The organism is Paracoccus zhouxuedongae (assembly GCF_041927815.1).
Classification (GTDB): Bacteria; Pseudomonadota; Alphaproteobacteria; order Rhodobacterales; family Rhodobacteraceae; genus Paracoccus.
This window is the reverse complement of sequence record NZ_JBHFHM010000001.1, coordinates 338,740-365,417: the sequence shown is the minus strand read 5'-3', so window position 1 is coordinate 365,417 and position 26,678 is coordinate 338,740. Positions and strand designations below refer to the sequence as shown.

Below are 26,678 nucleotides of genomic sequence, written 5' to 3'. Positions count from 1 at the left end.
CTAGCCCTGCCCCTCGGTCGTTTGCTCGGCCTTGGCAAAGGGGTTGCCGTCGTCGCTGCGCTTGGTCCAGTCGCGTTTGACGCCCAGCCACAGCACGATGTTCTTGGCGACATAGATGGTGGAATAGGTGCCGACGATCACCCCCCACAGCATCGCAAAGACGAAGCCACGGATCACGTCGCCGCCCAGGATCAGCAGCGCGGTCAGCGCGATCGCGGTGGTGACGGCCGTCATGATGGTGCGCGACAGGGTTTCGTTCACCGTCAGGTTCATCACGTCGATCAGCGGCATTGCCTTGTATTTGATCAGGTTTTCGCGCAGCCGGTCGAACACCACTACGGTATCGTTGATCGAATAGCCCAGGATCGTCAGCAGCGCGGCGATGGTTGTCAGGTCGAAGCGCAACTGGAACAGCGAGAAGATGCCGACCGTCAACAGCACGTCATGGATCAGCGCGACCACGCCGCCAACGGCGAACTGCCATTCGAACCGCACCCAGATGTAGAACAGAATGCCGATACAGGCAGCAGCCACCGCATAGAAAGCGGTCTTGATCAATTCGTTCGAGACTTTCGGTCCCACCGATTCCACCGCGGCAAAGCGCACATCGGGGTCGACGGCTTTCAGCGTCGCCTCGATCTGGGCCAGTTGCTCGGGGGTGATTGCCTCACCATCGGTGGCAGCGCCAATGCGCACCTGGGCCACATGGCGATCGGCGGCGAAACCGGGGTCGAACACCTCGGTGATCGACACATCGCCGATGTTCAGATCGGTCAGCACGCGGCGGTATTCGCCCAGATCGAAGGACGGCCCGCTTTCAGTGCGGATCGTCGTGCCACCCTTGAAGTCGATGCCGAAGTTCAACCCCATCATCAGCGTGATGACAACCGAGGCCACCATCAGGACCGCCGACAGGCCGAAGGTCAGGAACTGCCACCGGAAGAAGTTCCAGTTGGTCTGATCCGGGACGAGTTTAAGACGGAATGCCATTTCTGCCCCCTTACAGAACCAGTTCCTTGGGCCGACGCCAGTCGATCCAGACGATGATCAGCAGCCGCGTCAGGTAGATCGCGGTAAAGACCGAGGTGATCAGCCCGATGGTCAGCGTGACCGCGAAGCCCTTGACCGGGCCAGAGCCGAGATAGAACATCACCAATGCCGCGATGAAGGTGGTGACGTTGGCGTCGATGATCGCGCTCATCGCTTCGCTGAAGCCCACGTCGACGGCGCGGATCGGCTTCAGGCCTTTGCGCAATTCCTCGCGGATGCGTTCATAGATGATGACGTTGGCGTCGATCGCCGTGCCGACGGTCAGCACGATACCGGCGATGCCCGGCAGGGTCAGGGTCGCGCCCATCGCGGACATGACGGCCAGGATCATGATGACGTTCACGATAACGGCGATCGAGGCAAAAACGCCGAACAGACCATAGCTGGCGACGATATAGGCCACCACGCCGATCACCGCCGCGATCGAGGCGATGCGCCCGGCGTCGATACTGTCCTGGCCCAGTTCCGGGCCGATGGTGCGTTCCTCAAGAAAGGTCATGCCGGCGGGCAGCGCACCGGCGCGCAGCAGCACTGCCAGATTGGTCGATTCATCCACGGTGAAGCGGCCGGTGATGATGCCCGATCCGCCGGGAATATGGCTTTGGATCTGCGGCGCGCTGATGACCTGATCGTCCAGCACGATGGCGAACAACTGCCCGATATTCGACGCGGTATAATCGCCAAAGGCGCGCGCGCCGGTCGGGTTGAAGCGGAACGACACCGCCGGTCGGCTGTTCTGGTCGAAATCGGGGCGCGCGTCGGTCAGCTCCTCGCCGGTGACGACGGGGCTGGCGTCCAGCGTATAGGTGACGCCGGGTTCGTCGGCCGAGGAAAGGACGATCTCGCCCGCCGCAGCCACCGGCGATTCGCCGCCCGCATTGCGCGCCAGCACCGGATGGAAGGTCAGTTTCGCCGTGGTGCCGATCAGATCCTTCAGTTCCGCAGCCGAACCGATGCCCGGCACCTGGATCAGGATACGATCCGCGCCCTGGCGCATGATGGTGGGTTCCCGGGTGCCGACCTCATCGACGCGACGGCGGATGATTTCCAGGCTTTGCGCCATGGTGCGGTCATCGGTGGCGCGCTTTTCGGCATCTGACAGTTGCACGATCAACTGATCGCCCTGCGCGGTCACCGTGATGTCGTTCTGCCCGACATCGGTCAGGCTGACCACCGGGCTGGCCAGGGCGCGGGCGGCCTCGACCGCGGTGCCCATGGCATCGGGCGTGCCGATCTGCACGCGCAATTCGCCATCGGGCGCGGGGGCGCGGCGGATCGCGCCGACCTCGGCCCGCTTTTCGGCCAGCACCCGGCGCAGTTCCGGCCACAGCGCATCCATCCGCGCCTTGTAGACATCGCTGGTATGCACCTCGGCCAGCAGATGCGCGCCGCCGCGCAGGTCCAGGCCAAGATTGACCAGCCCCGAGGGCAGCCAAGTCGGCCAGGCCGCTGCCGCCGCGGTCTGATCTTCGGTCATGAAACCGTTGCGCTCTTGCGCAACCAGGGCATCGTTATGCCCCTCGACACGGGCGTAGAACAGGTTCGGCATCGCGATCAGCAGCGCCGCCAGAACGGCGCCGATGATCAGGATACGCTTCCACAACGGGATCAGCAGCATGGCATACTCGGGCAGAGGGGCGCGCGGGCCGGATCAGGAATTGGCGGCCGGTTCAGTCTTGTTCAGCACCTGGGTGATGGTCGCCTTGACGACATTCACCTTGACGCCCGGGGCGATCTCGACCTCGACCTGGCCGTCCTCACGGACATGGGTGACCTTGCCGACGATGCCGCCGCCGGTCACCACCTGATCGCCGCGACGCAGCGCCTCGACCATGGCACGGTGTTCGCGCAGGCGCTTTTGCTGGGGGCGGATCATCAGGAAATACATGATCGCGAAGATCAGGATCAGCGGGATGAACTGGCCGAAGGCGGCAGCGCCGGAGGAGGCACCGGCGGCCTGGGCGTAAGCGGGGGTCACGAACATGATCGCTCCGTTGCAAGGAAAGGGGACGGACGAAAGGCCCGCAGATTGCGCGCAACCTAAACCCCCATCCCCCCAAGCGCAAGGCAGCGGGGCAAAACGTCCCGACCGGCGGGCTAGCCCGCGACGGGCTGCGCGCGTTCGACCAGCCGGGCAAAGAAGCTGGCGCCAACCGGGGCGATTTCATCGTTGAAATCATAGGCCGGGTGGTGGACGCTGGCGGTATCGCCCTGGCCCAGGAACAGATAGCAGCCGGGACGTGCCTCCAGCATGTAGCTGAAATCCTCGGCCCCCATTTCGCGGCCCGCGTCGTCCTGCACGGCGGCCTCGCCCGCGATCTCGCGCGCGACGGACACGGCAAAGGCGGTGCGGTCGGGGTCATTGACGGTGGCGGGGTAATAATCGTGATAATCCAGCCGCGCTGTTACGCCATAGGCTGCCGCCTGCCCCGCGACGATGGCGGTCATGCGGTCCTTGACCATCGCCTTGACCTTGGGCCGGAAGGTGCGGACGGTGCCGCAGATATAGGCGGTGTCGGGCACGATGTTTTCCGCCGTGCCCGCATGGACCTGCGTGACCGAGACGACCAGATCCTCGATCGGCTCGTGGTTGCGGCTGACGATCGTTTGCAGCGCGGTGACGATACCCACCGCGGCGGTGATCGGATCGGCGGTCAGATGCGGCATGGCGGCGTGGCCGCCCCGGCCTTGGACATGGATTTCAAACGTATCCACGGCGGCCATGATCGGGCCGGGCGTGGTGCGGAAGCCGCCGGTGGGCGCGCCGGGGTTGTTGTGCAGGGCGTAAACCTCGGTGATGCCGAAGCGGTCCAGCACCCCTTCGGCCACCATCACCCCGCCGCCGCCGCCATCTTCCTCGGCGGGCTGAAAGATCAGCGCGACGCGACCGGCGAAGTTGCGCGTCTCGGCCAGGTATTTCGCGGCGCCCAGCAGCATCGTGGTGTGGCCGTCATGCCCGCAGGCGTGCATCTTCCCCGGATGCTCCGAGGCATAGGCCGCCCCCGTCACCTCAACCAGGGGCAGCGCATCCATATCGGCGCGCAGGCCCAGGGTCGTGCCGTTGCCCGGTGCGCGCCCGTTGATGATCGCCACGATGCCGGTGGTGGCGATACCTTCGTGAACCTCATCGACGCCGAAGTCGCGCAGCCGTTCGGCGACAAAGGCCGCCGTCTGGTGGCAGTCAAAACCCAGTTCCGGGTGGCGGTGCAGGTGCTGGCGCCACTCGACCATCTCGGGGGCGAAGGCGGCGATGCGGTTCAGAACGGGCATGGTGGACTTTGACCTTGGAATGACGAAGATGCGCGCAGGGTTTCGCAAGGGGGACGGAATGTCAAATCCGGGACAGGCGGTGAATGAACTGGCGGCGATCATGGCGCGGCTGCGCGACCCGGCCACCGGCTGCCCCTGGGATATCGAACAGACGTTTGAAACCATCGCCGCCTATACGATCGAAGAGGCGCATGAGGTGGCCGATGCCATCCAGCGCCAGGCCTGGGATGAGCTGCCGGGCGAATTGGGCGATCTGCTGTTCCAGGTCGTCTATCACGCGCAAATGGCGGATGAGGCCGGGATGTTCGATCTGGAAACGGTCGCCCGGCAGATCAGCGCCAAGATGATCGCCCGCCACCCGCATGTCTTTGGCAGCGAGAGCCGCGACAAAAGCGCCGATCAGCAGACTGCCGACTGGGAGAAGATCAAGGCCGCCGAACGCGGTGCGCGGGCGGGGGTGCTGGACGGCGTGGCTCTGGGCCTGCCGGGGCTGACGCGGGCGGTCAAGTTGCAAAACCGCGCCGCGCGGGTGGGGTTCGACTGGCCCGATGTCGCCCAGGTCGTCGACAAGATCGCCGAGGAGGCCGCCGAACTGGTCGAGGCCCGCGACCATCTGGATCACGACGCCCTGACCGATGAGTTCGGCGATCTGCTGTTCGTCATGGCCAATCTGGCCCGCCACCTGAAGATCGACCCCGAGGCGGCGCTGCGCGGTGCCAACGCCAAGTTCACCCGCCGCTTTCAGGGGATCGAGGCGCGGCTGGCCGCCGAGGGTCGCAGCCCCGCCGACAGCGATCTGGCGGAAATGGATGCGCTGTGGAACGCCGTCAAGGCGGCGGAACGCACGGGTTAGACCATTTCCCAATCGTCGTCATGCGCCAGCGGGCCGATCGCCAGCCAGTCGGCGCGCACCCGTGCAACGCGGGTATCGCCCCAGGTGCGGAACACGATCACAAAGCCCTCGGGCGTGATGTCGGCGGCAGAAATGTCGGCGCGCTGGTTCGACTGCTGGTCAATGTCCCACATCGACATCGACACATGCACGACCGGCGGCGCGACATAGGGCGTGGGAAAGCGGATCTGATGATGCGCCACGCGCGGGCCATGGCCCGTCCACATGTCGCCCCCGTCCTGAAAGGCCGAGAATAGCACCTGCGATCCTTGCGAAACGCCGACCGCATGACAATCGAACCGCCGCATCCGTCCCCCCAAACCCCGAAACCACGCACCGATGAAAACAAGAACGCCCCGGCCTGAACCAGGGCGTTCGCGTTTCTATCCGCACCACCCCGGCACCGCAACATCGTGCAGCGCCAAAGTGGTTTACGCAACGTCAATCAATGAAGTTCGCGTGGTTCGGATCCAGACCGATATGGGTGCCGACGGCAACCATGTCGGCCAGCAGCTTGGCGGCCGCGTCGACGATATTGGCATCGGCGCCCCGCTCCTTGTGCGCGGCATGGGCGGCGCGGGCCTCGGCGACCATCGACGAATAGATCGCCTGGGTCATCTCGGCCTTGGCATGGCCGCGCTCTGCCAGCAGCGTCACGCCGTCTTGGGCGATCTCGGCAAAGCCGCCGGTGACGACAAAGTCACTGGCCTGGCCGTCGGCGCCGATGACCGTCACCACGCCGGGGCGCAGGGTCAGGATCATGGGCGCATGGCCGGGCATCGCGGTCAGATCGCCGTCGGTGCCCGGCAGGCGCACCTCGCGCACCGGGCGGGCATCAAGGCTCCGCTCGGGTGACACGAGGTCGAACTGCATGGTGTCGGCCATGTCTTCCCCCTTACGCCGCGTCGGCGGCCAGACGCTGCGCCTTGGCTTTCACTTCCTCGATGCCGCCAACCATATAGAAGGCCGCCTCGGGCAGGTGGTCATATTCGCCAGCCACGACCGCCTTGAACGACTTGATCGTGTCTTCCAGCGGCACCTGCACCCCGTCCGAGCCGGTGAACACCTTGGCCACGTCGAAGGGCTGCGACAGGAAGCGCTGGATCTTGCGCGCGCGGGTCACGGTCAGCTTGTCCTCTTCGGACAGTTCGTCCATGCCCAGAATGGCGATGATGTCCTGCAACGACTTGTATTTCTGCAGGATGCCCTGCACGTCACGCGCCACCTGATAGTGTTCTTCGCCCACGACCTGCGGGTCCAGGATCCGCGACGAGCTGTCCAGCGGGTCCACCGCCGGATAGATGCCCAGTTCCGAAATCGCACGCGACAGAACGGTGGTCGCGTCCAGGTGGGCAAAGGTGGTGGCGGGCGCCGGGTCGGTCAGGTCGTCGGCCGGAACATAGACGGCCTGGATCGAGGTGATCGAGCCAGCCTTGGTCGAGGTGATGCGTTCCTGCATCGCGCCCATGTCGGTGGCCAGCGTCGGCTGGTAACCCACGGCGGAGGGGATGCGGCCCAGCAGCGCCGACACTTCCGAACCGGCCTGGGTAAAGCGGAAGATGTTGTCGACAAAGAACAGCACGTCGGTGCCGGTCGCGTCGCGGAACTGTTCGGCCAGCGTCAGACCGGTCAGCGCCACGCGGGCGCGCGCCCCCGGAGGTTCGTTCATCTGGCCGTAAACAAGCGCCACCTGCGATTCCGCCAGGTTGTCGGGCTTGATGACGCCGGATTCGATCATCTCGTGATACAGGTCGTTGCCTTCGCGGGTGCGTTCACCCACGCCCGCGAACACCGAATAACCCGAGTGCACCTTGGCGATGTTGTTGATCAGTTCCATGATCAGAACCGTCTTGCCCACGCCGGCGCCGCCGAACAGGCCGATCTTGCCGCCCTTGGAATAGGGGGCCAGCAGGTCGATGACCTTGATGCCGGTGACCAGGATTTCCGAGGCCGTCGACTGGTCCGCGAATTCGGGCGCGGGCTGGTGGATGGCGCGGGTCTGGGTCGCCGCGACCGGGCCTTTTTCGTCCACCGGCTCACCGATGACGTTCAGGATGCGGCCCAGGGTGGCGTCGCCCACCGGCACCGAGATCGGCTTGCCGGTGTCGGACACGCGCTCACCGCGGACCAGGCCTTCGGTGGCGTCCATGGCGATGGTGCGGACGGTGTTTTCGCCCAGGTGCTGAGCGACTTCCAGAACCAGTTTCTTGCCGTTGTTGGTGGTTTCCAGCGCGTTCAGAATCGCCGGAAGGTGGTCGTCGAACTGCACGTCGACGACGGCGCCGATCACCTGCGTGACTTTGCCCTGTGCTGCCATTGTCTTGTCTCCGGTAACGTCAGAGCGCCTCGGCGCCCGAGATGATTTCAATCAGTTCCTTGGTGATCGCGGCCTGACGCGAGCGGTTATACTGGATCGTCAGCCGGTTGATCATGTCGCCCGCGTTGCGCGTGGCGTTATCCATGGCCGACATCCGCGCGCCCTGTTCCGAGGCCGCGTTTTCCAGCAGCGCCGCGAACACCTGGGTGGTGATGGATCGCGGCAGCAGATCGGCCAGGATCGCTTCCTCGCCGGGCTCATAGTCATATTGCGCACTGGCACCGCCAGCGGCGCCTTCGGCCGTTTCGATCACCGCGGGGATGATCTGCTTTTCGGTCGGGATCTGGGCGATCACCGACTGGAAGCGGTTATAGAAGATCGTCGCCACGTCATATTCGCCGCCATCGAACCGCGACAGCACGTCACGGGCGATGTTCTGCGCGACGTCATAGGACATGCGCTTGACCTCGGACAGGTCGACATGGCCGACGAAATGCTGGCCCAGGTCGCGGCGCAGCTGCTCGCGGGCCTTCTTGCCGACGGTCAGGATCTTGACGGTCTTGCCCTGCCCCAGCAACTGCTGGGCACGGTAGCGCGCCAGTTTCACGATCGAGCTGTTGAACGCGCCCGCCAGGCCGCGTTCCGAGGTCATGACGACCAGCAGATGCACCTGATCCGCCCCCGTCCCCGACAACAGCCGGGGCGCGGTGGACGAACCGGCGACCGAACCCGCCAGCCCCGACATGACCGCGTTCATGCGGTCGGCATAGGGGCGGGCGGCCTCGGCGGCCTCTTGCGCGCGGCGCAGTTTCGCCGCGGCGACCATCTGCATGGCCTTGGTGATCTTCCGCGTGTTCTTGACGCTTCCGATCCGGTTTTTCAGATCCTTAAGGCTGGGCATGGCCGCGTCCTTTCAGGGCTTCAGGCGTAGGTTTTCGCGTAAGCGTCCAGCGCTTCGCGGATCTTGTCCTCGGCCTCGCCTTTCACCTTGGGGTCTTCGCGGGTGATATAGTCCAGCAGATCCTTGCGCTGACCGCGCAGGAAGGACAGCAGGCCCTGTTCCCACTTGGCGACATCGCGGACCGGGATCCCGTCCAGATAGCCCTTGGTGCCGGCGTAGATGACGCAGACGATTTCCGCGTTGGTCAGCGGCTGATACTGCGGCTGCTTCATCAGCTCGGTCAGGCGCGAACCACGGTTCAAGAGCTTCTGCGTGGCGGCGTCCAGATCCGAGCCGAACTGCGCAAAGGCCGCCATTTCGCGATACTGCGCCAGTTCCAGCTTGACCGGACCCGCGACCGATTTCATCGCATTGGTCTGCGCCGCCGAACCCACGCGCGACACCGACAGACCGGTGTTCACGGCAGGACGGATGCCCTGATAGAACAGTTCGGTTTCCAGGAAAATCTGGCCGTCGGTGATCGAAATCACGTTGGTCGGGATATAAGCCGACACGTCGCCCGCCTGGGTTTCGATGATCGGCAGCGCGGTCAGCGAGCCGGCACCGTTGTCCTCGTTCAGCTTGGCCGAACGCTCCAGCAGGCGGCTATGCAGATAGAACACGTCGCCCGGATAGGCTTCACGCCCCGGCGGACGGCGCAGCAGCAGCGACATCTGGCGGTAAGCGACGGCCTGCTTGGACAGGTCATCATAGATGATCAGCGCGTCCATGCCGTTGTCGCGGAAGTATTCCGCCATCGCGGTCGCGGCATAGGGGGCCAGGAACTGCATCGGCGCGGGGTCCGACGCGGTCGCGGCGATCACGGTGGTGTAGGCCATGGCGCCGGTTTCTTCCAGCTTCTTGACCAGCTGGGCAACGGTCGAACGCTTCTGGCCGATGGCGACGTAGAAGCAATGCAGCGTCTTCATGCCCTCGGCCTCGCGGCCGTTGTAGTTCTTCTGGTTCAGGATGGTGTCCAGCGCGATCGCGGTCTTGCCGGTCTGGCGGTCACCGATGATCAGTTCGCGCTGACCACGGCCAACCGGGATCATCGCGTCGACGGCCTTCAGGCCGGTCGCCATCGGTTCGTGCACCGATTTGCGCGGGATGATGCCGGGCGCCTTGACGTCAGCGATGCGACGCTCAGCGGCTTCGATCGGGCCTTTGCCGTCGATCGGGTTGCCCAGACCGTCCACGACGCGGCCCAGCAGGCCACGGCCCACGGGCACGTCCACGATGGCCTTGGTGCGCTTGACGGTATCGCCTTCCTTGATGTCGCGGTCGTCCCCGAAGATCACGATCCCGACGTTGTCGACTTCCAGGTTCAGCGCCATGCCCCGGATACCGCCCGGAAACTCGACCATTTCACCGGCCTGGATATTGTCCAGCCCGTGAACGCGCGCGATGCCGTCACCGACGGACAGCACGCGGCCAACTTCTGCGACCTCGGCGTCTTGACCGAAGTTCTTGATCTGCTCCTTGAGGATCGCAGAGATCTCGGCTGCTTGGATTCCCATTATCCGACCTCTTTCATGGCATTCTGGAGGGAGGCGAGCTTCGAGCGGACCGACGTGTCGATCATCTTCGAGCCCAGCTTGACGATCATGCCGCCGATGAGATCCTCATCGACGCGAATGTTCAGGTTGACTTTCTTGCCGGTCTTTCCGGCCAGGGTTTCGGCAAGGGCCTTTTCCTGCGCAGCGCTCAGCGCCTGGGCGGCGGTGACTTCGGCGGTCACTTCGCCCTTGTGATCTGCGATCATGTCCGCCAGCCGCGCCAGCAGCTGCGGCAGCGTGAACAGGCGGCGATTGGCGGCCATCAGCGACAGGGTATTGGCCAGGATGGTCGACAGGCCCATCTTTTTCGCCAGGGCCGAGATCGCACCCGCCTGCTGGTCGCGGCTGTAGATCGGCGAGGCGATCAGGTCGCGCAGATCGGCGCTGTCCTTCAGCGCCGCGCCCAGGGCCGCGACGTCCTGTTCAAGCGTCGGGATGGCATTGCCATCCTTGGCAAGATCGAAGACCGCGCTGGCATAGCGCCCGGCGATACTCGTGGAAATGGATGCTGATTCCGACACGTCCACCCTTTCGCAATCTGGCCGTCGCCGCCCGGATCGACCTGTCCGCGCCTGCTGGCAGGCACAGACCACGACCGGCGCGCGAGGCATCGCACGTCTGAAACTTGCACTGCCTCTAGCAGGAAGGCCATGGCCTCGCAACCGCCTTGGTCACGCATTTGCGACCTAAATCCGGTGCCGAAAGCCCCGCTTTGTGACGATGCGACAGCACGGCGGCGGCTGACGCGGACTGACCGACGCTAACACCCATCCGAATGGGGGATGGGGCGGCAAAAAGGGAATCGCCCGGCCCGTCGGGCCTGTTCCGCAGCGCCCGCGCGGTTCAGCGCCGGACGTGCGGGTTGCGGCGCCAGCATCGACAAGGGCCTGCGCACCCGCGCGCCAAGGCCAGGGTGCAGGGGCGCGTGGACCTGTTTGCTGACCTCGGCGATGATGACGCCGGCCACGATCAGCCGCCCCAGCCGCAGACCCAGCCGTTCCCACAGCGCCGCATTGCCCAGCCAGAACCGCCGATCCGATGGCGGGATATACAGCGCCGCGCCCATGTGTTCGGCCACGAAATCGACGCCGCGCAGCTGCGATTCCAGCTGCCCCGCCGTATAGGGGCGGCCCTGCCCAAAGGGCGTGGCATCGCTGCGCGACCACAGCCCCGCCCTGTTCGGCACGATCACCACGGCCCGCCCGCCGGGGCCGAGCACGCGCCACAGCTCATCCAAAAGGGCGGCGGGCTGGTCGGCGGTCTCAAGCCCGTGCAGCAGCACGGCGCGGTCGACCATCCCGGTTTCCAGCGGCCAGGCGGTTTCCTCGCACAGGGTGGCGACATTGGGCAGACCGGCGGGCCAGGGCATAACCCCCTGCGGCCCCGGCATCAGCCCGATCACCCGCCGCGCCGTGCCCAGATAGGGGCGCAGCAGCGGCACCGCAAAGCCGAAGCCCGCCACCGTCATGCCGGTCGTCTGCTCGGGCGGCCACAGCGCCACCAGCCGATCCCGGATCGCCCGCTGCGCCGCCCGGCCCAAAGCCGTGCGATAATAGAAATTGCGCAGGTCGCGGACGTCGTGGTGCATGGACAGATGCCGCCGTGTGGTTAATCTGCGCCTACCATAGCCGACAAGGGGAAGGATTCCATGCACGAACTGGTGGTTGTGCCCTGCCTTCAGGACAACTTCGCCTATCTCCTGCACGATCCGGTGACAGGCGGCACGGCCTGTATCGACGTGCCCGAGGTCGCGCCGATCATGGCCGCCCTGCAGGATCGCGGCTGGAAGCTGTCGCATATCCTGCTGACCCATCACCATGACGACCATGTTCAGGGGGTTGACGGGCTTCGCGCGACGACCGGCGCCAAGCTGCTGGGGGCCGCGGCCGATGCCCACCGCCTGCCACCGCTGGATCAGCCGCTGCACCCCGGCGACCTGGTCACCATCGGCGCGCTCGAGGGGGTGGTGATCGACGTGCCGGGCCATACCATCGGCCACATCGCCTTTCACTTCCCCGACGCGGGCATCGTCTTTACCGCCGACAGCCTGATGGGCCTGGGCTGCGGTCGCCTGTTCGAGGGCAGCCCCGCGCAGATGTGGGACAGCCTGTCGCGGCTGGCCGCGCTGCCGCCCGACACGCTGGTCTGTTCGGGCCACGATTACGGGCGCGGCAATGCGGCCTTTGCCCTGTCGGTCGATGCGGGCAATGCGGATCTGCGCGCCCGCGCCGATCAGATCGCGGCGGGCCATGTCTGCGTGCCCGCGCCGCTGTCGGTAGAGCTGGCGACGAACCCGTTCCTGCGCGCCGCCGATCCGGCGCTTGCGCGGGCGGCGGGCACCGATGGCTCCGACCCCGCAGCGACCTTTGCCGCGCTTCGCGCGATGAAGGACCGGTTCTGAGGCCCGCGCGCCGATCACATTTCGATGCCGGTGCAGGCGGAAAGGACGATTTATCGCAAAAGGGCTTGAAGCCGGGCAAAATGCACCGAACTTTAACCCTTGTGGTGCCAGACTTCCTGACACCCGCAAGGACAGGAGGCCCGCCATGCCATCTTTCACCACCTCGCTTGAGCAGGCCATTCACGCCGCGCTGTCGCTGGCCAACCAGCACCGCCACGAACTTGCGACGCTGGAACATCTGCTGCTGGCGCTGACCGACGAACCCGATGCCGCTCGCGTCATGCAGGCCTGCGGTGTCGATCTGGACGAATTGCGTCAGCGCCTGGCCGAGTTCATCGACGACGACCTGTCCAACCTGATCACCGATGTCGACGGCTCCGAGGCGGTGCCGACCGCCGCGTTCCAGCGGGTGATCCAGCGCGCCGCGATCCATGTGCAATCCTCGGGCCGGTCCGAGGTGACAGGGGCGAATGTGCTGGTCGCGATCTTCGCCGAACGCGAATCGAACGCCGCCTTCTTCCTTCAGGAACAGGACATGACCCGTTACGACGCGGTCAATTTCATCGCGCATGGGGTCGCCAAGGATCCCGATTATGCCGAACAGCGCCCCGTCAGCGGTGCCGATGACGACGCCCAGGGCGAGGCGCGGGCCGACGCCAAGGATTCGGCGCTGGCGAAATACTGCGTCGATCTGAACGCGAAATCGAAAAAGGGCGACATCGATCCGCTGATCGGCCGCGAGGCCGAGGTCGAGCGGGCGATTCAGGTGCTGTGCCGCCGTCGCAAGAATAACCCGCTGCTGGTCGGCGATCCTGGCGTCGGCAAGACCGCCATCGCCGAGGGGCTGGCGCTGAAGATCACCCGCGGCGAGACGCCGGACATCCTGTCGGGCGCGACGATCTACAGCCTCGACATGGGCGCGCTGCTGGCCGGCACGCGCTATCGCGGCGATTTCGAGGAGCGGCTGAAAGCCGTCGTCAAGGAGCTTGAGGACCACCCCGACGCGATCCTGTTCATCGACGAGATCCATACCGTGATCGGTGCCGGTGCGACCTCGGGCGGGGCGATGGATGCCTCGAACCTGCTGAAGCCCGCGTTGCAGGGCGGCAAGCTGCGCTGCATGGGCTCGACCACCTATAAGGAGTTCCGCCAGCACTTTGAAAAAGACCGCGCCCTGTCGCGCCGGTTCCAGAAGATCGACGTGAACGAACCCTCGGTCGCTGACACGATCAAGATTCTGATGGGGTTGAAGCCCTATTTCGAAAGCCACCACGATCTGCGCTATACCAATGACGCGATCAAGGCGGCGGTCGACTTGTCGGCGCGCTACATCCATGACCGCAAGCTGCCCGACAAGGCCATCGACGTGATCGACGAGGCCGGGGCCGCGCAGCATCTGCTGCCCGACAGCAAGCGCCGCAAGACCATCTCGCCCAAGGAGATCGAGGCGGTGGTGGCCAAGATCGCCCGCATCCCCCCGAAAAACGTCAGCAAGGACGATGCCGAGGTGCTGCGCGATCTGGAAAAGACGCTCAAGCGCGTCGTCTTCGGTCAGGATGCCGCCATCGAGACGTTGTCCAGCGCCATCAAGCTGGCCCGCGCCGGTCTGCGTGAGCCCGAAAAGCCCATCGGCAATTACCTGTTCGCCGGCCCCACCGGCGTCGGCAAGACCGAGGTCGCCAAGCAACTGGCCAACACGCTGGGGGTCGAGCTGCTGCGCTTTGACATGTCGGAATACATGGAAAAGCACGCCGTCAGCCGCCTGATCGGCGCGCCCCCCGGCTATGTCGGCTTCGATCAGGGCGGGATGCTGACCGATGGCGTTGATCAGCATCCGCATTGCGTGCTGCTGCTGGACGAGATCGAAAAGGCCCACCCGGATGTCTACAACATCCTGTTGCAGGTGATGGATAACGGCAAGCTGACCGATCACAACGGTCGGCAGGTCGATTTCCGCAACGTGATCCTGATCATGACGACCAACGCCGGGGCCGCCGATCAGGCCAGGTCAGCCATCGGCTTTGGCCGCGATCGCCGCGAGGGCGAGGACACGGCGGCGATCGAGCGCACCTTCACGCCCGAGTTCCGCAACCGTCTGGATGCCGTCGTCAGCTTTGCGCCGCTGCCGCGCGAGGTGATCATGCAAGTGGTCGAAAAGTTCGTCCTGCAACTTGAGGCGCAACTGATCGACCGCAACGTGCATATCGAACTGACGCCCGCCGCCGCCGGTTGGTTGGCCGAAAAGGGTTATGACGACAAGATGGGTGCGCGTCCCTTGGGCCGGGTGATCCAGGAGCATATCAAGAAGCCTCTGGCCGAGGAGCTGCTGTTCGGCCGCCTGACCAAGGGCGGGGTGGTGCGCGTCACCCTGCGTGACGACGCGCTGGTGCTGGATGTCGAAGGCCCGGAGAAGCCGCGTCTGGCAAAGGACAAGCCACCGCTGCTGACAGCAGAGTGACCCCTGCCCGGCCGCCCGTTCATGGCGGCCGGGTCGCCTCTGTCGAAAGGCGCGCCGGTGGGCCTGTCGGTGCCTCCGGCGGGGATATCTGGGCCAAGAAGAAGGCGGCCTTGTCTGGTTGGGCGTGTGGTTGACCCGACAGCGGCTGACCCGTGACGATGGCCGTTCAGAGGCGGCCGGTGGGCTTCAGGTGCCGATGGTATCGCGGTGCGAACGTGATGACGGATGGCGTCAGATCCGACAAGACGGCGAAGGCGGAACGGTCAGCGAATGCGTGAGCCACGGCCCCTTGGTGCGGTCGTTCATCATGGCGAGAGGCAGGTGAATCGGCCGGCCCTTGCCCCGCACCACCGGCGCGCTGTCACGGGTCACCACGCCGCCCCCAGGCGCGACGGCGGGGCCACCGAACGAACGGCCGCACGATAGGAATGCCGCGTGACTGGTGATGCGGGCGGCCCGTGGAGAAAGGCGCGCGATGCGCGCTCATCGGGCAGAGGGACAGCGGGGCCAGGGGGGGCAGAACGATCATCATGAGGGATCACGGCCTGCACGATCCATAGGCGGTTGCGCAGCACATCTTGTCATGCCTAGCCCCGGCCACCCGTTTCGGCGCGGCATGGGGATAGGGCTTGGCTGGGAGGGTTGGCAAGGCCGGTCCGCCATAACCTGCGGCCGGATCTGCCGCGGCAAGGCCGATCCCTGGCCGAAGTTTCGGGCATTCCCAATCCAGCATATTCGAGGTGTGGCGAGGGCCAGACCACGACACCAGTGGCAACAGGCACGCCGGTCGTCGCCATGCGACAAGACTGCGCGACCTTCCGTCGCCCGCCCCTTCGTCTGCAACCTTGCGCCCCGCGCCTGTCGCGGCTGGCCGCCCCCACTTGCGGCCTCAGTCGTGGGCCCGCCCGCCGACCCTTGCGGCGCCCCGCGCAACTGCCTAGGCTCCGCCCGCCGACCGGAGGAACCATGCCCGACCAGACCGATACCCGCATCCCCGTCACCCTGCTGACCGGCTTTCTTGGCTCGGGCAAGACCACCGTCCTGAACCACCTCATCCGCGATCCCGGCGCCGGGCGGATCGCCGTCGTGATGAATGAATTCGGCGAGGCGGGCCTTGATCACGACCTGATCGAGGAGGCGACCGAAGAGACCGTGCTGCTGGCCTCGGGCTGCGTCTGCTGTTCGATCCGGGGCGATCTGGCGCGCACGTTGATGTCGCTGCTGGGGCGGCGCACGCGCGGCGAACTGGCGTTTGACCGGGTGGTGATCGAAACCACGGGCCTTGCCGACCCCGGCCCGATCCTGCAAACGCTGCTGGTCGACGACACCCTGGCCGCGCATTTTCGGATGGATGGTGTGATCACCACCGTCGATTGCGTGCTGGCCCCGGCGACGCTGGACCGCCAGTTCGAGGCCGTCAGCCAGATCGCCATGGCCGACCTGATCCTGCTGACGAAGACCGATCAGGTCAGCGCCAGCCAGATCGAGGCGCTGTCGCGCCGCATCGACGGCATCAACCCCGGCGCGCGGCGCATCCGCGCCGACCATGGGAAGGTGGCGCCCGGCAAGCTGTTCGCGCTGTCGGGCCTGCGCGCCGACGCGACCGAGGCCGAGGCGATCGGCTGGGTCAATGCCGCCGCCCATTCCGGCGCCCCCGCGCCCTTTGTGCTGGCCCGCCCCGAGACCGACCCCTTTGCCGGGATCAGTGGCCTGACGCTGACCCACGACAGGCCACTGGCCGCCGCACATCCGCATGACGCGCGGATCGGGTCGGCCTCGATCACCGTCGATCAGCCGCTGTCGGATGAGGTGTTCGATTACTGGATGAACGCGCTGATCAACCTGCGCGGCAAGGACATCCTGCGCATGAAGGGCATCGTGCATGTGCAGGGGATCGATCACCCGTTCGTCTTCCACGCTGTCCAGCATGTGTTCGACCCGCCGGTTGCGATGACGCATTGGACCGGCGCCGACACGACATCGCGCGTGGTCATCATCGCGCGCGACATCGACCGCGCCGATCTGCGCGACTGCCTGGAAACGCTGCGCCTGCGGGTGGGCGAGGACGCCGGGCCGGTGCGCGTTCACCGTCTGGACGACGCATTTTGACATGTCGCTATGTCGCAGGCTAACCCCGTGACGGCATTCACGATTTTCACCCCTCGGCCCGCCCTTCCTTGACAAGGCGCGGCAGCCTGTCGCAGATTGGCAGAACCTATCTATTCGACAGGCACAAGGAGGGTCACATGAATATCGACCTCTCTCGCCGCGGCTTTCTAAGGCTCGCGGGCGCGGGGGTTGCCGCAACGTCGCTGGGGGCCATGGGCTTCGGCGGCGCCGAGGCCGCCGAGGCTGCGCATGTGCGCGCCTTCAAGCTGGCCACCACAACGGAAACGCGCAACACCTGCCCCTATTGCTCGGTCGCCTGCGGGGTGATCATGTACAGCAAGGGCGACGCCAAAGCCGGCGACCCGGCCGAGGTGCTGCACCTGGAGGGCGACGCCGATCACCCGACGAACCGCGGCACCCTGTGCCCCAAGGGCGCGGCGCTGAAGGATTTCGTCCATTCCGAGCATCGACTGACCGAACCGAAGATCCGCCGCCCCGGCAGCGACCGGTTCGAGCCGATCACCTGGGAGGAGGCGCTGGACAAGATCGCCCGCGCCCTCAAGGATGACCGCGACGCGAACATGGTTCAGGTGAACGAGGCCGGCGTGCCCGTGAACCGCTGGACCACCGCCGGTTTCCTGGCCGCATCCGCCACCACGAACGAAACCGCCTGGGCCACCTTCAAGGTTGTGCGCGGGATGGGGATCGCAGGATTCGATAACCAGGCGCGCGTCTGACACGGCCCCACGGTGTCCAGTTTGGGCCCGACCTTTGGCCGTGGAGCGATGACGAACTCCTGGACCGATATCAAGAACGCCGATCTGGTGATCGTGATGGGCGGCAATGCCGCCGAAGCCCACCCCTGTGGGTTCAAATGGGTGACGGAAGCCAAAGCGCATCGCGGCGCCAAGCTGATCGTCGTGGACCCCCGGTTCACGCGCACGGCAAGCGTGTCCGATTACTATGCCCCGATCCGTCCCGGTTCCGACATCGTGTTCCTGATGGCGCTGATCCGCTGGATGATCGAGAACGACAAGGTTCAGTGGGAATACGTCAAGAACTTCACCAACGCCGCCTTCCTGGTGAAGGAGGAATTCGGCTGGTCCGATGGCCTGTTCACCGGCTATGACGAAGGCAAGCGCGATTACGACCGTTCAAGCTGGGATTACCAGATCGGCGAGGACGGTTTTGCCAAGGTTGACACGACGCTGACTGACCCTCGCTGCGTGTGGAACCTGCTGAAGGCGCATGTCGATCAGTATACGCCGGAACTGGTGGAACGGGTCTGCGGCACGCCGAAGGACCGGTTCCTGAAGATCGCCGCGATGATCGGGGAAACCTCGGCGCCCGACAAGACCATGACCTCGATGTATGCGCTTGGCTGGACCCAGCATTCCAAGGGCAGCCAGAACATTCGCGGCATGGCGATGTTGCAGCTGATCCTGGGCAACATCGGCGTCCGCGGTGGCGGGATGAACGCGCTGCGCGGCCATTCCAACATCCAGGGCCTGACCGACATGGGCCTGATGTCGAACCTGATGCCCGGCTATCTGAACATGCCGACCGAGAAAGAGGTGGATCTGGCGACCTATATGACCTCGCGCCAGTTCAAGCCCCTGCGGCCCGGTCAGACAAGTTATTGGCAGAACTATCCCAAGTTCTTCGTCAGCTTCATGAAGGCGATGTGGGGCGATGCCGCACAGCCCGAAAACGACTGGGGCTATCACTATCTGTCCAAGCTGGATGTGCCGACCTATGACATCCTGCGCATGGTCGAGCTGATGAACGAGGGGCGGATCAACCTGTATTTCTGCCAGGGCTTCAACCCGCTGCTGGCCTTCCCCAACCGGGGCAAGGTCACCTCGGGTCTGGCCAAGGTGAAGATGCTGGTGATCATGGACCCGCTGGAAACCGAGACCGCGCGGTTCTGGGAAAACCATGGCGAACACAACAACGTCGCCACGGCCGATATCCAGACCGAGGTGATCCAGCTTCCCACCTCGTGCTTTGCCGAGGACGAAGGCTCGCTGACCAACTCGGGCCGGTGGCTGCAATGGCACTGGCCGGCGGGTGCGCCCCCCGGACAGGCCAAGCATGACACCTGGATCATGGCGCAGATCTTCCTGCGGATGCGCGATCTGTATCAAAAGGAAGGCGGCGTATTCCCCGATCCGATCGTCAATCTGTCGTGGAACTATGCCGACCCCGGCGATCCCAAGGCCGATGAACTGGCCATGGAAATCAACGGGCGCGCCTTGGCGCCGGTCTATGACCTGAAGGACACGACCAAAGTGCTGGCCGAGCCCGGCAAACTGGTCACGAACTTCACGCAACTGCGCGACGACGGATCGACCGCTTGCGGCTGCTGGATCTATTCCGGCTGCTGGAACGAGAACGGCAACATGATGGCGCGGCGGGACAATTCCGATCCCGACGACACCGGCACCTATCCGAACTGGACCTATTCCTGGCCGGTCAACCGGCGCACGCTGTATAACCGTGCCTCGGCCGACATGAACGGCAAGCCCTGGGATCCCAGCCGGAAGATCATCGAATGGGATGGCGAAAAGTGGTCGGGTTACGACGTGCCCGACATTTCACCGACCGCCAAACCCGATGAGGTCGGGCCGTTCATCATGAACCCCGAGGGCGTCAGCCGCCTGTTCACCCGCGGCATGATGCGCGACGGGCCGTTCCCGACGCATATGGAGCCGTTCGAAAGCCCGGTTCCCAACGTCTTCAACGCGAAGATGCGCGGCAACCCGGTGGCGCGGGTGTTCCAGTCGGATGTCGAACATATGGGCACCTCGGATGAGTTCCCCTTTGTCGCGACATCCTATCGCCTGACCGAGCATTTCCATTACTGGACCAAGACCAACCGGGTGAACGCCGCCCTTCAGCCCGAGTTCTTCGTGGAAATCAGCGAGGAACTGGCGGCGGAAAAGGGCATCGCCAAGGGGTCGTGGGTGCGGGTCTGGTCGAAGCGCGGCCAGGTGCGCGCCAAGGCACTGGTGACCAAGCGGATCAAGCCGCTGACCTGTGACGGCAAGACCGTCCATGTCATCGGCATCCCGCTGCACTGGGGCTTTGTCGGCAACGCGCGCAAGGGTTGGGGGCCGAACAGCCTGACGCCCTTCGTCGGTGATGCGAACGTGGAAACGCCCGAGTTCAAGGCCTTCCTTGTCAATATCGAACCCTCGACCGGGGAGGCCCTGGCATGACCGAACTTGCCCCTCAGCCGACGACGGCGATGGCCAACCCGCCGGTGCAACCGCTGGAAGCCAACCTGACGGCGCGCGATGTGGTGCGGGCCTCGGCAATGCCGAACCTGCCCAAGCCGGATCGCGAGCTGACCAAGGTGGCCAAGCTGATCGATGTGTCCAAATGCATCGGCTGCAAGGCTTGCCAGTCGGCCTGCGTGGAATGGAATGACACCCATCCCGATGTCGAAACCAACGTGGGGGTTTACGAAAACCCCCACGATCTGACCGCCGACATGTTCACCCTGATGCGCTTCAGCGAATGGGAAAATCCGGCGACCAACGATCTGGAATGGCTGATCCGCAAGGACGGCTGCATGCATTGCGAAGACCCCGGCTGCCTCAAGGCTTGCCCGGCGCCGGGGGCGATCGTGCAGTATTCCAACGGGATCGTGGATTTCATCCATGAAAACTGCATCGGCTGCGGCTATTGCGTGACCGGCTGCCCGTTCGACATCCCCCGCATCAGCCAGAAGGATCACAAGAGCTACAAATGCACCTTGTGTTCCGACCGGGTGGCCGTGGGGCAAGGTCCGGCTTGCGCCAAGGCCTGCCCGACCCAGGCCATCGTCTTTGGCACCAAGGACGACATGATCGCCCATGCCAATGACCGGATCGCGGATCTGAAATCGCGCGGCTATGACAATGCCGGGCTTTACGATCCGCAAGGCGTGGGCGGCACGCATGTGATGTATGTGCTGCATCACGCCGACCAGCCGGCGATCTATTCGGACCTGCCGGTCGAACCGCAGGTCGCCCCCACCGTTCAGGCGTGGAAGGGCGGCGCCAAGACCCTGGGCCTTGCGGCCATCGGTCTGGCTGCGGTCGGCAGCCTGCTGCACGGGCTGATCGCGCGGGCCAACAAGGTCGAACCCGAGGATGAGGCCGCGGCGGAACGCCTGGTCTCGGGCAAGGAGGACGTGTGATGGCGCGGCGCGAATATTCCGAATCCGGCGATCATCTGGTCAGCCGCCAACCCGTCGAGGTCAGCCGCTATCGCTGGTTCACGCGGGCAAATCACTGGATCATCGCGATCTCGACGATCCTGCTGATGCTATCGGGCTTTGCGCTGTTTCACCCGTCGCTGTTCGGGCTGACCGCCCTGTTCGGCGGCGGGCAGACGGCGCGGTGGCTGCACCCGTTCCTTGGGATCGTGCTGGCGGTCGGCTATACGCTGATCTTCATCCAGCTTGTGCCGCGCAACATCTTTCGGCGCGACGATGCCGTTTGGGTGCGTCACATCCGTGACGTGATGGACCAGAACGAACACAAGCTGCCCACGCTTGGCAAATACAACGCCGGGCAGAAGTTCGTGTTCTGGGCGATGGCGATCCTGATCCTGGTGCTTTTGGGCACCGGCATCGCGATCTGGCATGAATACTTCCCGACGCTGGTCGACATCGGCACCCGTCGCTGGGCCTCGCTGCTGCACGCGGCGGCGGCGGTGGCGATGGTGCTGGTGTTCATCCTGCATGTCTATGCCGCGATCTGGACACGGGGCACGATCCGGGCGATGACTCGGGGGACTGTCACCGGTGGCTGGGCCTGGCGCCACCATCGCAAATGGTTGAAAGAGGTCGTGACCCGCGACCGCCAGAAGCCCGCCGAATAATGCCGAACCGCCCCCCGTGGCCGGTCGGCCCGAGGAGCGAGATGACCACACGGATCGAACCCAATCCCGCAATGATCGGCGGCGTCGGCAAGGCGCCGCTGGTTGTCCTTCCCCAGCCGTCTGCGCTGTTTTCCACCCGTGCCGAGCGGCTGGCCTTTCTGGCGGCCAGCGGCGGCAATCTGGCCCCCTATCTGGCCTTCCTGGCCGATCTGACCCGCGTTCAGGCGCGGCTGGCGGACGAAGGCCCCGGCCCTGAACCGCTTCCCGCGGATCACCTGAAAACCTGTCGTGAATCGCGGATGCCGCCCATCGACCGGTCGCGTCTGCGCGATGACGCAGATCTGCGCGCCACGCTGACGGCGCTGTGCGATCAGGCCGTGGCGCTGGATATGCCTGAACCCGCGCGGCTGGCGCTGAATGCCGTGCGCGGGGCTGACGCCGCCGATCTGGACTGGCTGATCGGCAATGTGCTTTCAGGGCTGATCCCCGCTGACGCCGCCGCGCCGCATCTGTTCGTCGCGGCCGCCGTGCAACTGCATCTGGCGCGGCTGGCGGCAACCCTGCCCGGCCCCGATCTGGTGGCGATCCAGACCGGCACCTGCCCGGCCTGCGGCGGGCGGCCCCATGCCTCGATCGTCACCACGGTCGCGGGGGTGGAAAATGTCCGCTATGCCTGCTGCGCGACCTGCACGACCCAGTGGAACGAGGTGCGGGTGAAATGCCTGTGCTGCGGATCGACCAAGGGCATCAGCTATCGCTCCGTCGAGACCGGCGAGGCCGCGATCAAGGCCGAGCTGTGCAGCGAATGCGACCACTGGCTGAAGATCCTGTATCACCCGCGCAACCACAGCCTCGAGCCGATGGCCGATGACGTCGCCAGCCTTGGCCTGGACATGATGATGCAGGGCACGGGCCTGACGCGCGGCGGCAGCAATCCCTTTACGGTCGGTTACTGATGCAGGCCCTGCGCGACCTGCCCTCGGTCGACCGGCTGCTGGCCAGCCCGCAGGGCGGGGCCTTGGCGGCCGAACATGGGCGCGCCGCGACGCTGGCCGCGCTCCGCGCCGCGCTTGACGCCGCGCGCAGCGCGATCCGCGCGGGCCAGCCTGCCCCCGACCCCATGGATCAGGCCACCGCCGATCTGGCCGCGCAGGCGCGCAGCCCCTTGCAGCCGCTGCTGAACCTGACCGGCACCGTGCTGCACACCAATCTGGGCCGCGCGATCTGGGCAGAGGCCGCCGTGCAGGCTGCCGTCAACGCCATGCGCAACCCGCTGGCGCTTGAGTTCGACCTGACCACCGGCGGGCGCGGCGAACGCGACAGCCACCTGCGTGGGCTGCTGTGCGAATTGACCGGGGCCGAGGATGCCACCGTCGTCAACAACAATGCCGCCGCCGTGCTGATCGCGCTGAACACGCTGGGGTCGGGGCGATCCGCCATCGTGTCGCGTGGCGAGCTGATCGAGATCGGCGGGGCGTTCCGCATGCCCGACATCATGGCCCGTGCCGGTGTTCGCCTGGTCGAGGTCGGCACGACGAACCGCACCCATCCGCGCGACTACCAATCCGCGCTTGACGGCGACACCGCGCTGATCCTCAAGGTGCATACGTCGAACTATCGCATCCAGGGCTTCACCGCCGAGGTCGCGGCCCCCGATCTGGCCGCCATCGCGCGTGGCGCCGGGGTGGCACTGGTCAATGACCTCGGGTCCGGGTCGCTGGTCGATCTGGGCGCGCATGGGATGCGACGCGAACCGACCGTGGCCGAGGCCGTGGCCGAGGGCGCCGATCTGGTCACCTTTTCCGGTGACAAGCTGCTGGGCGGCCCGCAAGCGGGCTTCATCGTCGGGCGGCGCGATCTAATCGCGCAGATCAACAAGAACCCGCTGAAGCGCGCCCTGCGGCTGGACAAGATCCGCATTGCCGCGATCGAGGCGACGCTGCGGCTTTACCGCGACCCCGACCGGCTGGCCGAGCGTCTGCCGACGCTGGCGATGCTGACCCGCCCGGCGGATCAGATCGCGGCGCAGGCGGCGCGGCTGGCCGGTCCGGTCGGGGCGCTGCTGGCGCCTTTGGGCTATCAGGTCGCCCCCTGCACCTGCGACAGCCAGATCGGGTCGGGCGCGCTGCCCACCGATACGCTACCCTCGGCCGGGCTGCGGATCACCGGCAGCGGGGGCGATGCGCCCGACCGGCTGGCCACGCATCTGCGCGCCCTGCCCCGCCCCGTCATCGGCCATATCCACGACGGCGCGCTGATCCTGGATCTGCGCTGTCTGGGCCATGATGCCGACCTGCTGGGGGCTTTGGCCGGGTCATGATCGTCGGCACGGCGGGGCATATCGACCACGGCAAGACCGCATTGGTGAAGGCGCTGACCGGCACCGATGCCGACCGCCTGGCCGAGGAAAAGGCGCGCGGCATCACCATCGAGCTGGGCTTTGCCTATGCCGATCTGGGCGGTGGTCGCGTCACCGGTTTCGTCGATGTGCCGGGGCATGAGCGTTTCATCCACACCATGCTGGCCGGTGCGGGCGGCATTGATCTGGCGCTGATCGTAGTGGCTGCCGATGACGGATTGATGCCGCAAACGCGCGAGCATCTGGCGATCCTGGATCTGCTGGGCATCACGCGCGGCATCGTGGCGCTGACCAAGGCCGATCTGGCCGATGCCGCGCTGCGCGCCGAAAGGATCGCCCAGATCCACGATACGCTGTCGGCGACCAGCCTGGCGGGCTCGCCGGCGATCGCCGTGTCGTCCGTGACAGGCGAGGGTCTGGCCGATCTGCGCAATGCCCTGCTCGAGGCCGAGGCCGCAACCACCCGGCAGGGCAGCGACCGCCGCTTTCGTCTGGCCATCGACCGCAGCTTTACCCTGTCGGGCGCGGGCACGGTGGTGACCGGCACGGTGCTGTCGGGCAGCGTCGCGGTCGGTGACAGTGTGACGATCAGCCCCCTGGGCCTGACCGCGCGGGTGCGCGCCATCCACGCCCAGAACCGCCCAGCCGGAGCCGCCGAAGCCGGTCAGCGCGCCGCGCTGAACCTGACCGGCGAGGCGATCCGCAAGGACGCCATCACGCGCGGCGACATGGTGATCGACCCCGCGCTGCACGCGCCGACCGACCGGATCGACGCCGAGCTGACCGTGCTGGCCAGCGAGCCGAAAGCCCTGACCACCTGGTTTCCCGCCCGCCTGCATTGCCACGCCGCCGAGGTCGGCGCGCGGATCGTGCCGCTGGCCGACCCGCTGCAACCCGGCCAGACCGGGCGCGTGCAACTGGTGCTGGACCGCCCGATTGCCGCGAGCCATGGCGACCGCTTCATCCTGCGCGATGTGTCGGCCAGCCGCACCATCGGCGGCGGGCGACTGATCGACCTGCGTGCGCCCTCGCGCAAGCGGCGCGGGCCGGACCGGATCGCGGCGCTTGCGGCCGGCGCGACCGAGGACGCCGCGGCGGCCCTGGCCGGGCTGGCGGCGGTCGGCCCGGTCGATCTGGCGGTCTTTGGCCGCGACCGCGCGCTGACGGATGCGGCGCTGACGGCGGCCACGCAGGCCGCGGGGATCACCCGGATCGGGGATCTGGCGCTGTCGGCGGATCACGCGCGGGGCCTTGATGCCGGGCTGACCGCTGCGCTTTCCGATTTCCACGCGGCCAATCCCGATCTGCCGGGTCTTGGCCGCGAACGGCTGCGGCTGGCGCTGACGCCGCGCCTGCCGAAGGACGCCTTCCTGGCCTATCTGCGCGCGCAATCGCAGGCCGAACGCATCGTGCTGGACGGCGCCTTCCTGCGCCTGCCCGGCCACGAGGTGCGCCTGACCCCTGACGATGAGGCGCTATTCGACCGCATCCACCCCGCACTGCTGGGCGAGACCCGCTTTCGCCCGCCACGCGTGCGCGACTTTGCCACCGACCTGGACACCCCCGAACCCGAGGTTCGCCGCGTCCTGCGCCTGACGCAAAAGCTGGGCCGCACCGATCAGATCGCGCATGACCACTTTTTCGCGCGCGCTGTCACGCGCGAGATGGTGGCGATCATCCGCGATGTCGCCGCACAGGCACCGGATGGCTGGTTCACCGCCGCCGCCTTCCGCGACCGCGTGCAGAATGGCCGCAAGGTCGCCATCGAGATCCTTGATTTCATGGATCGTCTGGGCGTGACCTTGCGGCGCGGCGACCTGCGCCGTATCAATCCGCATCGGGTCGACCTGTTCGGCGATCCCGAGGCTTAGGAAGGGAATCGTCCCCGGTGGGGCGGCCGGACTTCAAATCCGGTTGGGGCAGCGAGACTGTCCTGGGTGGGTTCGACTCCCATTCCCTTCCGCCAGACTCCTTACGGCTTGGCCACAGGATCAGCGACACCCATCAGATCCAGCCCGCGTGCCGTCGGCGGCTGCCAGGTTTTCGACGTCGCCACCGCGCCCTGCGGGTTGGTGCCGATGTTCGAGCCGCCGGTGCCGCCGGTCCAGCCGGTGCTGCCGTCATTGCCCGGCGCGGTGCCATCGGCAGCGGCAGGTTGCGCGTCGGTCGCGGGCTCGGCCATGCCTGCGGGCTGCGCGCCTGCCCCCTCGGTCGCTTGGCCCGACGGCGGGTTGGCCATGACCGGGCTTGACCCAGCCATGCCGGTCATGCCATCCGGCGTCATGAACGGCGGCGGCGGGATCGGCACGCTGACCGCCGGTGCGCCAACCGGGCCATTCGCGGCGATCGGCGGCGGCGGCACCTGGGCGTTGGCCAGACCCGCGCCCAGAATGATCGCGCCAAGCGCGGCAAGGGCCAGCGGGGCGGTTTTCGGATTGCGGTTCATGTCTGCCT

22 protein-coding genes and 1 tRNA gene are annotated in these 26,678 nt (G+C 66.1%); 11 read left to right on the top strand and 12 right to left on the bottom strand.

Annotated features, from left to right (window positions below; all coding sequences use genetic code 11):
* The 4 genes from secF to ACEYYA_RS01915 all read right to left on the bottom strand — a co-directional run bounded on the left by secF (position 1) and on the right by ACEYYA_RS01915 (position 4,320).
* Positions 1–990, bottom strand: a complete 990-nt coding sequence (gene secF / locus ACEYYA_RS01930; protein WP_374797008.1) for a protein translocase subunit SecF — start codon at positions 988–990, stop codon at positions 1–3.
* A 10-nt stretch (positions 991–1,000) separates the two neighbouring features.
* The gene (gene secD / locus ACEYYA_RS01925; protein ID WP_374797006.1) at positions 1,001–2,668 is read right to left on the bottom strand and encodes a protein translocase subunit SecD; all 1,668 of its coding nucleotides are present in this window, start codon (positions 2,666–2,668) and stop codon (positions 1,001–1,003) included.
* A 33-nt stretch (positions 2,669–2,701) separates the two neighbouring features.
* Positions 2,702–3,034 (bottom strand): preprotein translocase subunit YajC, encoded by a 333-nt coding sequence (gene yajC, locus ACEYYA_RS01920; RefSeq protein ID WP_374797004.1) that lies wholly within the window; start codon positions 3,032–3,034, stop codon positions 2,702–2,704.
* Between the two features lie 113 nt (positions 3,035–3,147).
* Positions 3,148–4,320 carry a M20 aminoacylase family protein gene (locus ACEYYA_RS01915; RefSeq protein ID WP_374797002.1) on the bottom strand — a complete coding sequence of 391 codons (1,173 nt, stop codon included), beginning with the start codon at positions 4,318–4,320 and terminating at the stop codon, positions 3,148–3,150.
* A gap of 58 nt (positions 4,321–4,378) precedes the next feature.
* On the opposite strand from ACEYYA_RS01915, the gene mazG reads away from it, so the two are divergent.
* Entirely contained in the window at positions 4,379–5,173 is a 795-nt protein-coding gene (gene mazG, locus ACEYYA_RS01910; RefSeq protein ID WP_374797000.1) for a nucleoside triphosphate pyrophosphohydrolase, read from the top strand.
* On the opposite strand, the gene ACEYYA_RS01905 is transcribed toward mazG, so the two are convergent.
* The 7 genes from ACEYYA_RS01905 to ACEYYA_RS01875 all read right to left on the bottom strand — a co-directional run bounded on the left by ACEYYA_RS01905 (position 5,170) and on the right by ACEYYA_RS01875 (position 11,613).
* Positions 5,170–5,472 carry an H-type lectin domain-containing protein gene (locus ACEYYA_RS01905; protein ID WP_374796998.1) on the bottom strand — a complete coding sequence of 101 codons (303 nt, stop codon included), beginning with the start codon at positions 5,470–5,472 and terminating at the stop codon, positions 5,170–5,172. The genes mazG and ACEYYA_RS01905 overlap by 4 nt on opposite strands.
* Positions 5,473–5,653: 181 nt before the next feature.
* Entirely contained in the window at positions 5,654–6,097 is a 444-nt protein-coding gene (locus tag ACEYYA_RS01900; RefSeq protein WP_374796996.1) for a F0F1 ATP synthase subunit epsilon, read from the bottom strand.
* 10 nt (positions 6,098–6,107) lie between these two features.
* Positions 6,108–7,529, bottom strand: coding sequence for a F0F1 ATP synthase subunit beta (gene atpD / locus ACEYYA_RS01895; RefSeq protein ID WP_374796994.1), 1,422 nt, complete (start codon positions 7,527–7,529; stop codon positions 6,108–6,110).
* A 19-nt stretch (positions 7,530–7,548) separates the two neighbouring features.
* Complete coding sequence (locus ACEYYA_RS01890; RefSeq protein WP_374796992.1) at positions 7,549–8,430, bottom strand: F0F1 ATP synthase subunit gamma; 882 nt, start codon at positions 8,428–8,430, stop codon at positions 7,549–7,551.
* Positions 8,431–8,450: 20 nt separating this feature from the next.
* Positions 8,451–9,986: a F0F1 ATP synthase subunit alpha gene (gene atpA, locus ACEYYA_RS01885; protein WP_374796990.1), complete on the bottom strand. Its 1,536-nt coding sequence runs from the start codon at positions 9,984–9,986 to the stop codon at positions 8,451–8,453.
* Complete coding sequence (locus ACEYYA_RS01880; protein WP_374796988.1) at positions 9,986–10,546, bottom strand: F0F1 ATP synthase subunit delta; 561 nt, start codon at positions 10,544–10,546, stop codon at positions 9,986–9,988. Before ACEYYA_RS01880 ends, atpA begins: the two co-directional genes overlap by 1 nt.
* 239 nt (positions 10,547–10,785) lie before the next feature.
* Positions 10,786–11,613, bottom strand: coding sequence for a methyltransferase domain-containing protein (locus ACEYYA_RS01875; protein WP_374796986.1), 828 nt, complete (start codon positions 11,611–11,613; stop codon positions 10,786–10,788).
* Between the two features lie 60 nt (positions 11,614–11,673).
* Between ACEYYA_RS01875 and gloB the strand changes: the two genes are divergently transcribed.
* The 10 genes from gloB (at position 11,674) to ACEYYA_RS01825 (ending at position 26,190) form a co-directional block, all read left to right on the top strand.
* On the top strand, positions 11,674–12,426 hold the full coding sequence (gene gloB / locus ACEYYA_RS01870; protein ID WP_374796984.1) for a hydroxyacylglutathione hydrolase: 753 nt from the start codon (positions 11,674–11,676) through the stop codon (positions 12,424–12,426).
* Positions 12,427–12,571: 145 nt separating this feature from the next.
* Positions 12,572–14,884, top strand: coding sequence for an ATP-dependent Clp protease ATP-binding subunit ClpA (gene clpA, locus ACEYYA_RS01865; RefSeq protein ID WP_374796982.1), 2,313 nt, complete (start codon positions 12,572–12,574; stop codon positions 14,882–14,884).
* 966 nt (positions 14,885–15,850) lie between these two features.
* A complete protein-coding gene (locus ACEYYA_RS01860; protein WP_374796980.1) occupies positions 15,851–16,993 on the top strand; it encodes a CobW family GTP-binding protein in 1,143 nt (380 codons plus the stop codon).
* Between the two features lie 137 nt (positions 16,994–17,130).
* The gene (fdnG, locus tag ACEYYA_RS01855; protein ID WP_374796978.1) at positions 17,131–20,214 is read left to right on the top strand and encodes a formate dehydrogenase-N subunit alpha; all 3,084 of its coding nucleotides are present in this window, start codon (positions 17,131–17,133) and stop codon (positions 20,212–20,214) included.
* The gene (fdxH, locus tag ACEYYA_RS01850) at positions 20,211–21,179 is read left to right on the top strand and encodes a formate dehydrogenase subunit beta (protein ID WP_374796976.1); all 969 of its coding nucleotides are present in this window, start codon (positions 20,211–20,213) and stop codon (positions 21,177–21,179) included. The genes fdnG and fdxH overlap by 4 nt, the downstream gene beginning before the upstream one ends.
* Positions 21,179–21,865: a formate dehydrogenase subunit gamma gene (locus tag ACEYYA_RS01845; protein ID WP_374796974.1), complete on the top strand. Its 687-nt coding sequence runs from the start codon at positions 21,179–21,181 to the stop codon at positions 21,863–21,865. The genes fdxH and ACEYYA_RS01845 overlap by 1 nt, the downstream gene beginning before the upstream one ends.
* 41 nt (positions 21,866–21,906) lie before the next feature.
* The gene (fdhE, locus tag ACEYYA_RS01840; RefSeq protein ID WP_374796972.1) at positions 21,907–22,821 is read left to right on the top strand and encodes a formate dehydrogenase accessory protein FdhE; all 915 of its coding nucleotides are present in this window, start codon (positions 21,907–21,909) and stop codon (positions 22,819–22,821) included.
* Complete coding sequence (gene selA / locus ACEYYA_RS01835) at positions 22,821–24,185, top strand: L-seryl-tRNA(Sec) selenium transferase (RefSeq protein ID WP_374796970.1); 1,365 nt, start codon at positions 22,821–22,823, stop codon at positions 24,183–24,185. Before fdhE ends, selA begins: the two co-directional genes overlap by 1 nt.
* Positions 24,182–26,095 (top strand): selenocysteine-specific translation elongation factor, encoded by a 1,914-nt coding sequence (selB, locus tag ACEYYA_RS01830; protein ID WP_374796968.1) that lies wholly within the window; start codon positions 24,182–24,184, stop codon positions 26,093–26,095. The genes selA and selB overlap by 4 nt, the downstream gene beginning before the upstream one ends.
* Positions 26,095–26,190, top strand: a tRNA-Sec gene (locus tag ACEYYA_RS01825). The genes selB and ACEYYA_RS01825 overlap by 1 nt, the downstream gene beginning before the upstream one ends.
* Positions 26,191–26,196: 6 nt before the next feature.
* Here ACEYYA_RS01825 and ACEYYA_RS01820 read toward each other — a convergent pair.
* Positions 26,197–26,670: a hypothetical protein gene (locus ACEYYA_RS01820; protein WP_374796966.1), complete on the bottom strand. Its 474-nt coding sequence runs from the start codon at positions 26,668–26,670 to the stop codon at positions 26,197–26,199.
* Positions 26,671–26,678 lie beyond the last annotated feature (8 nt).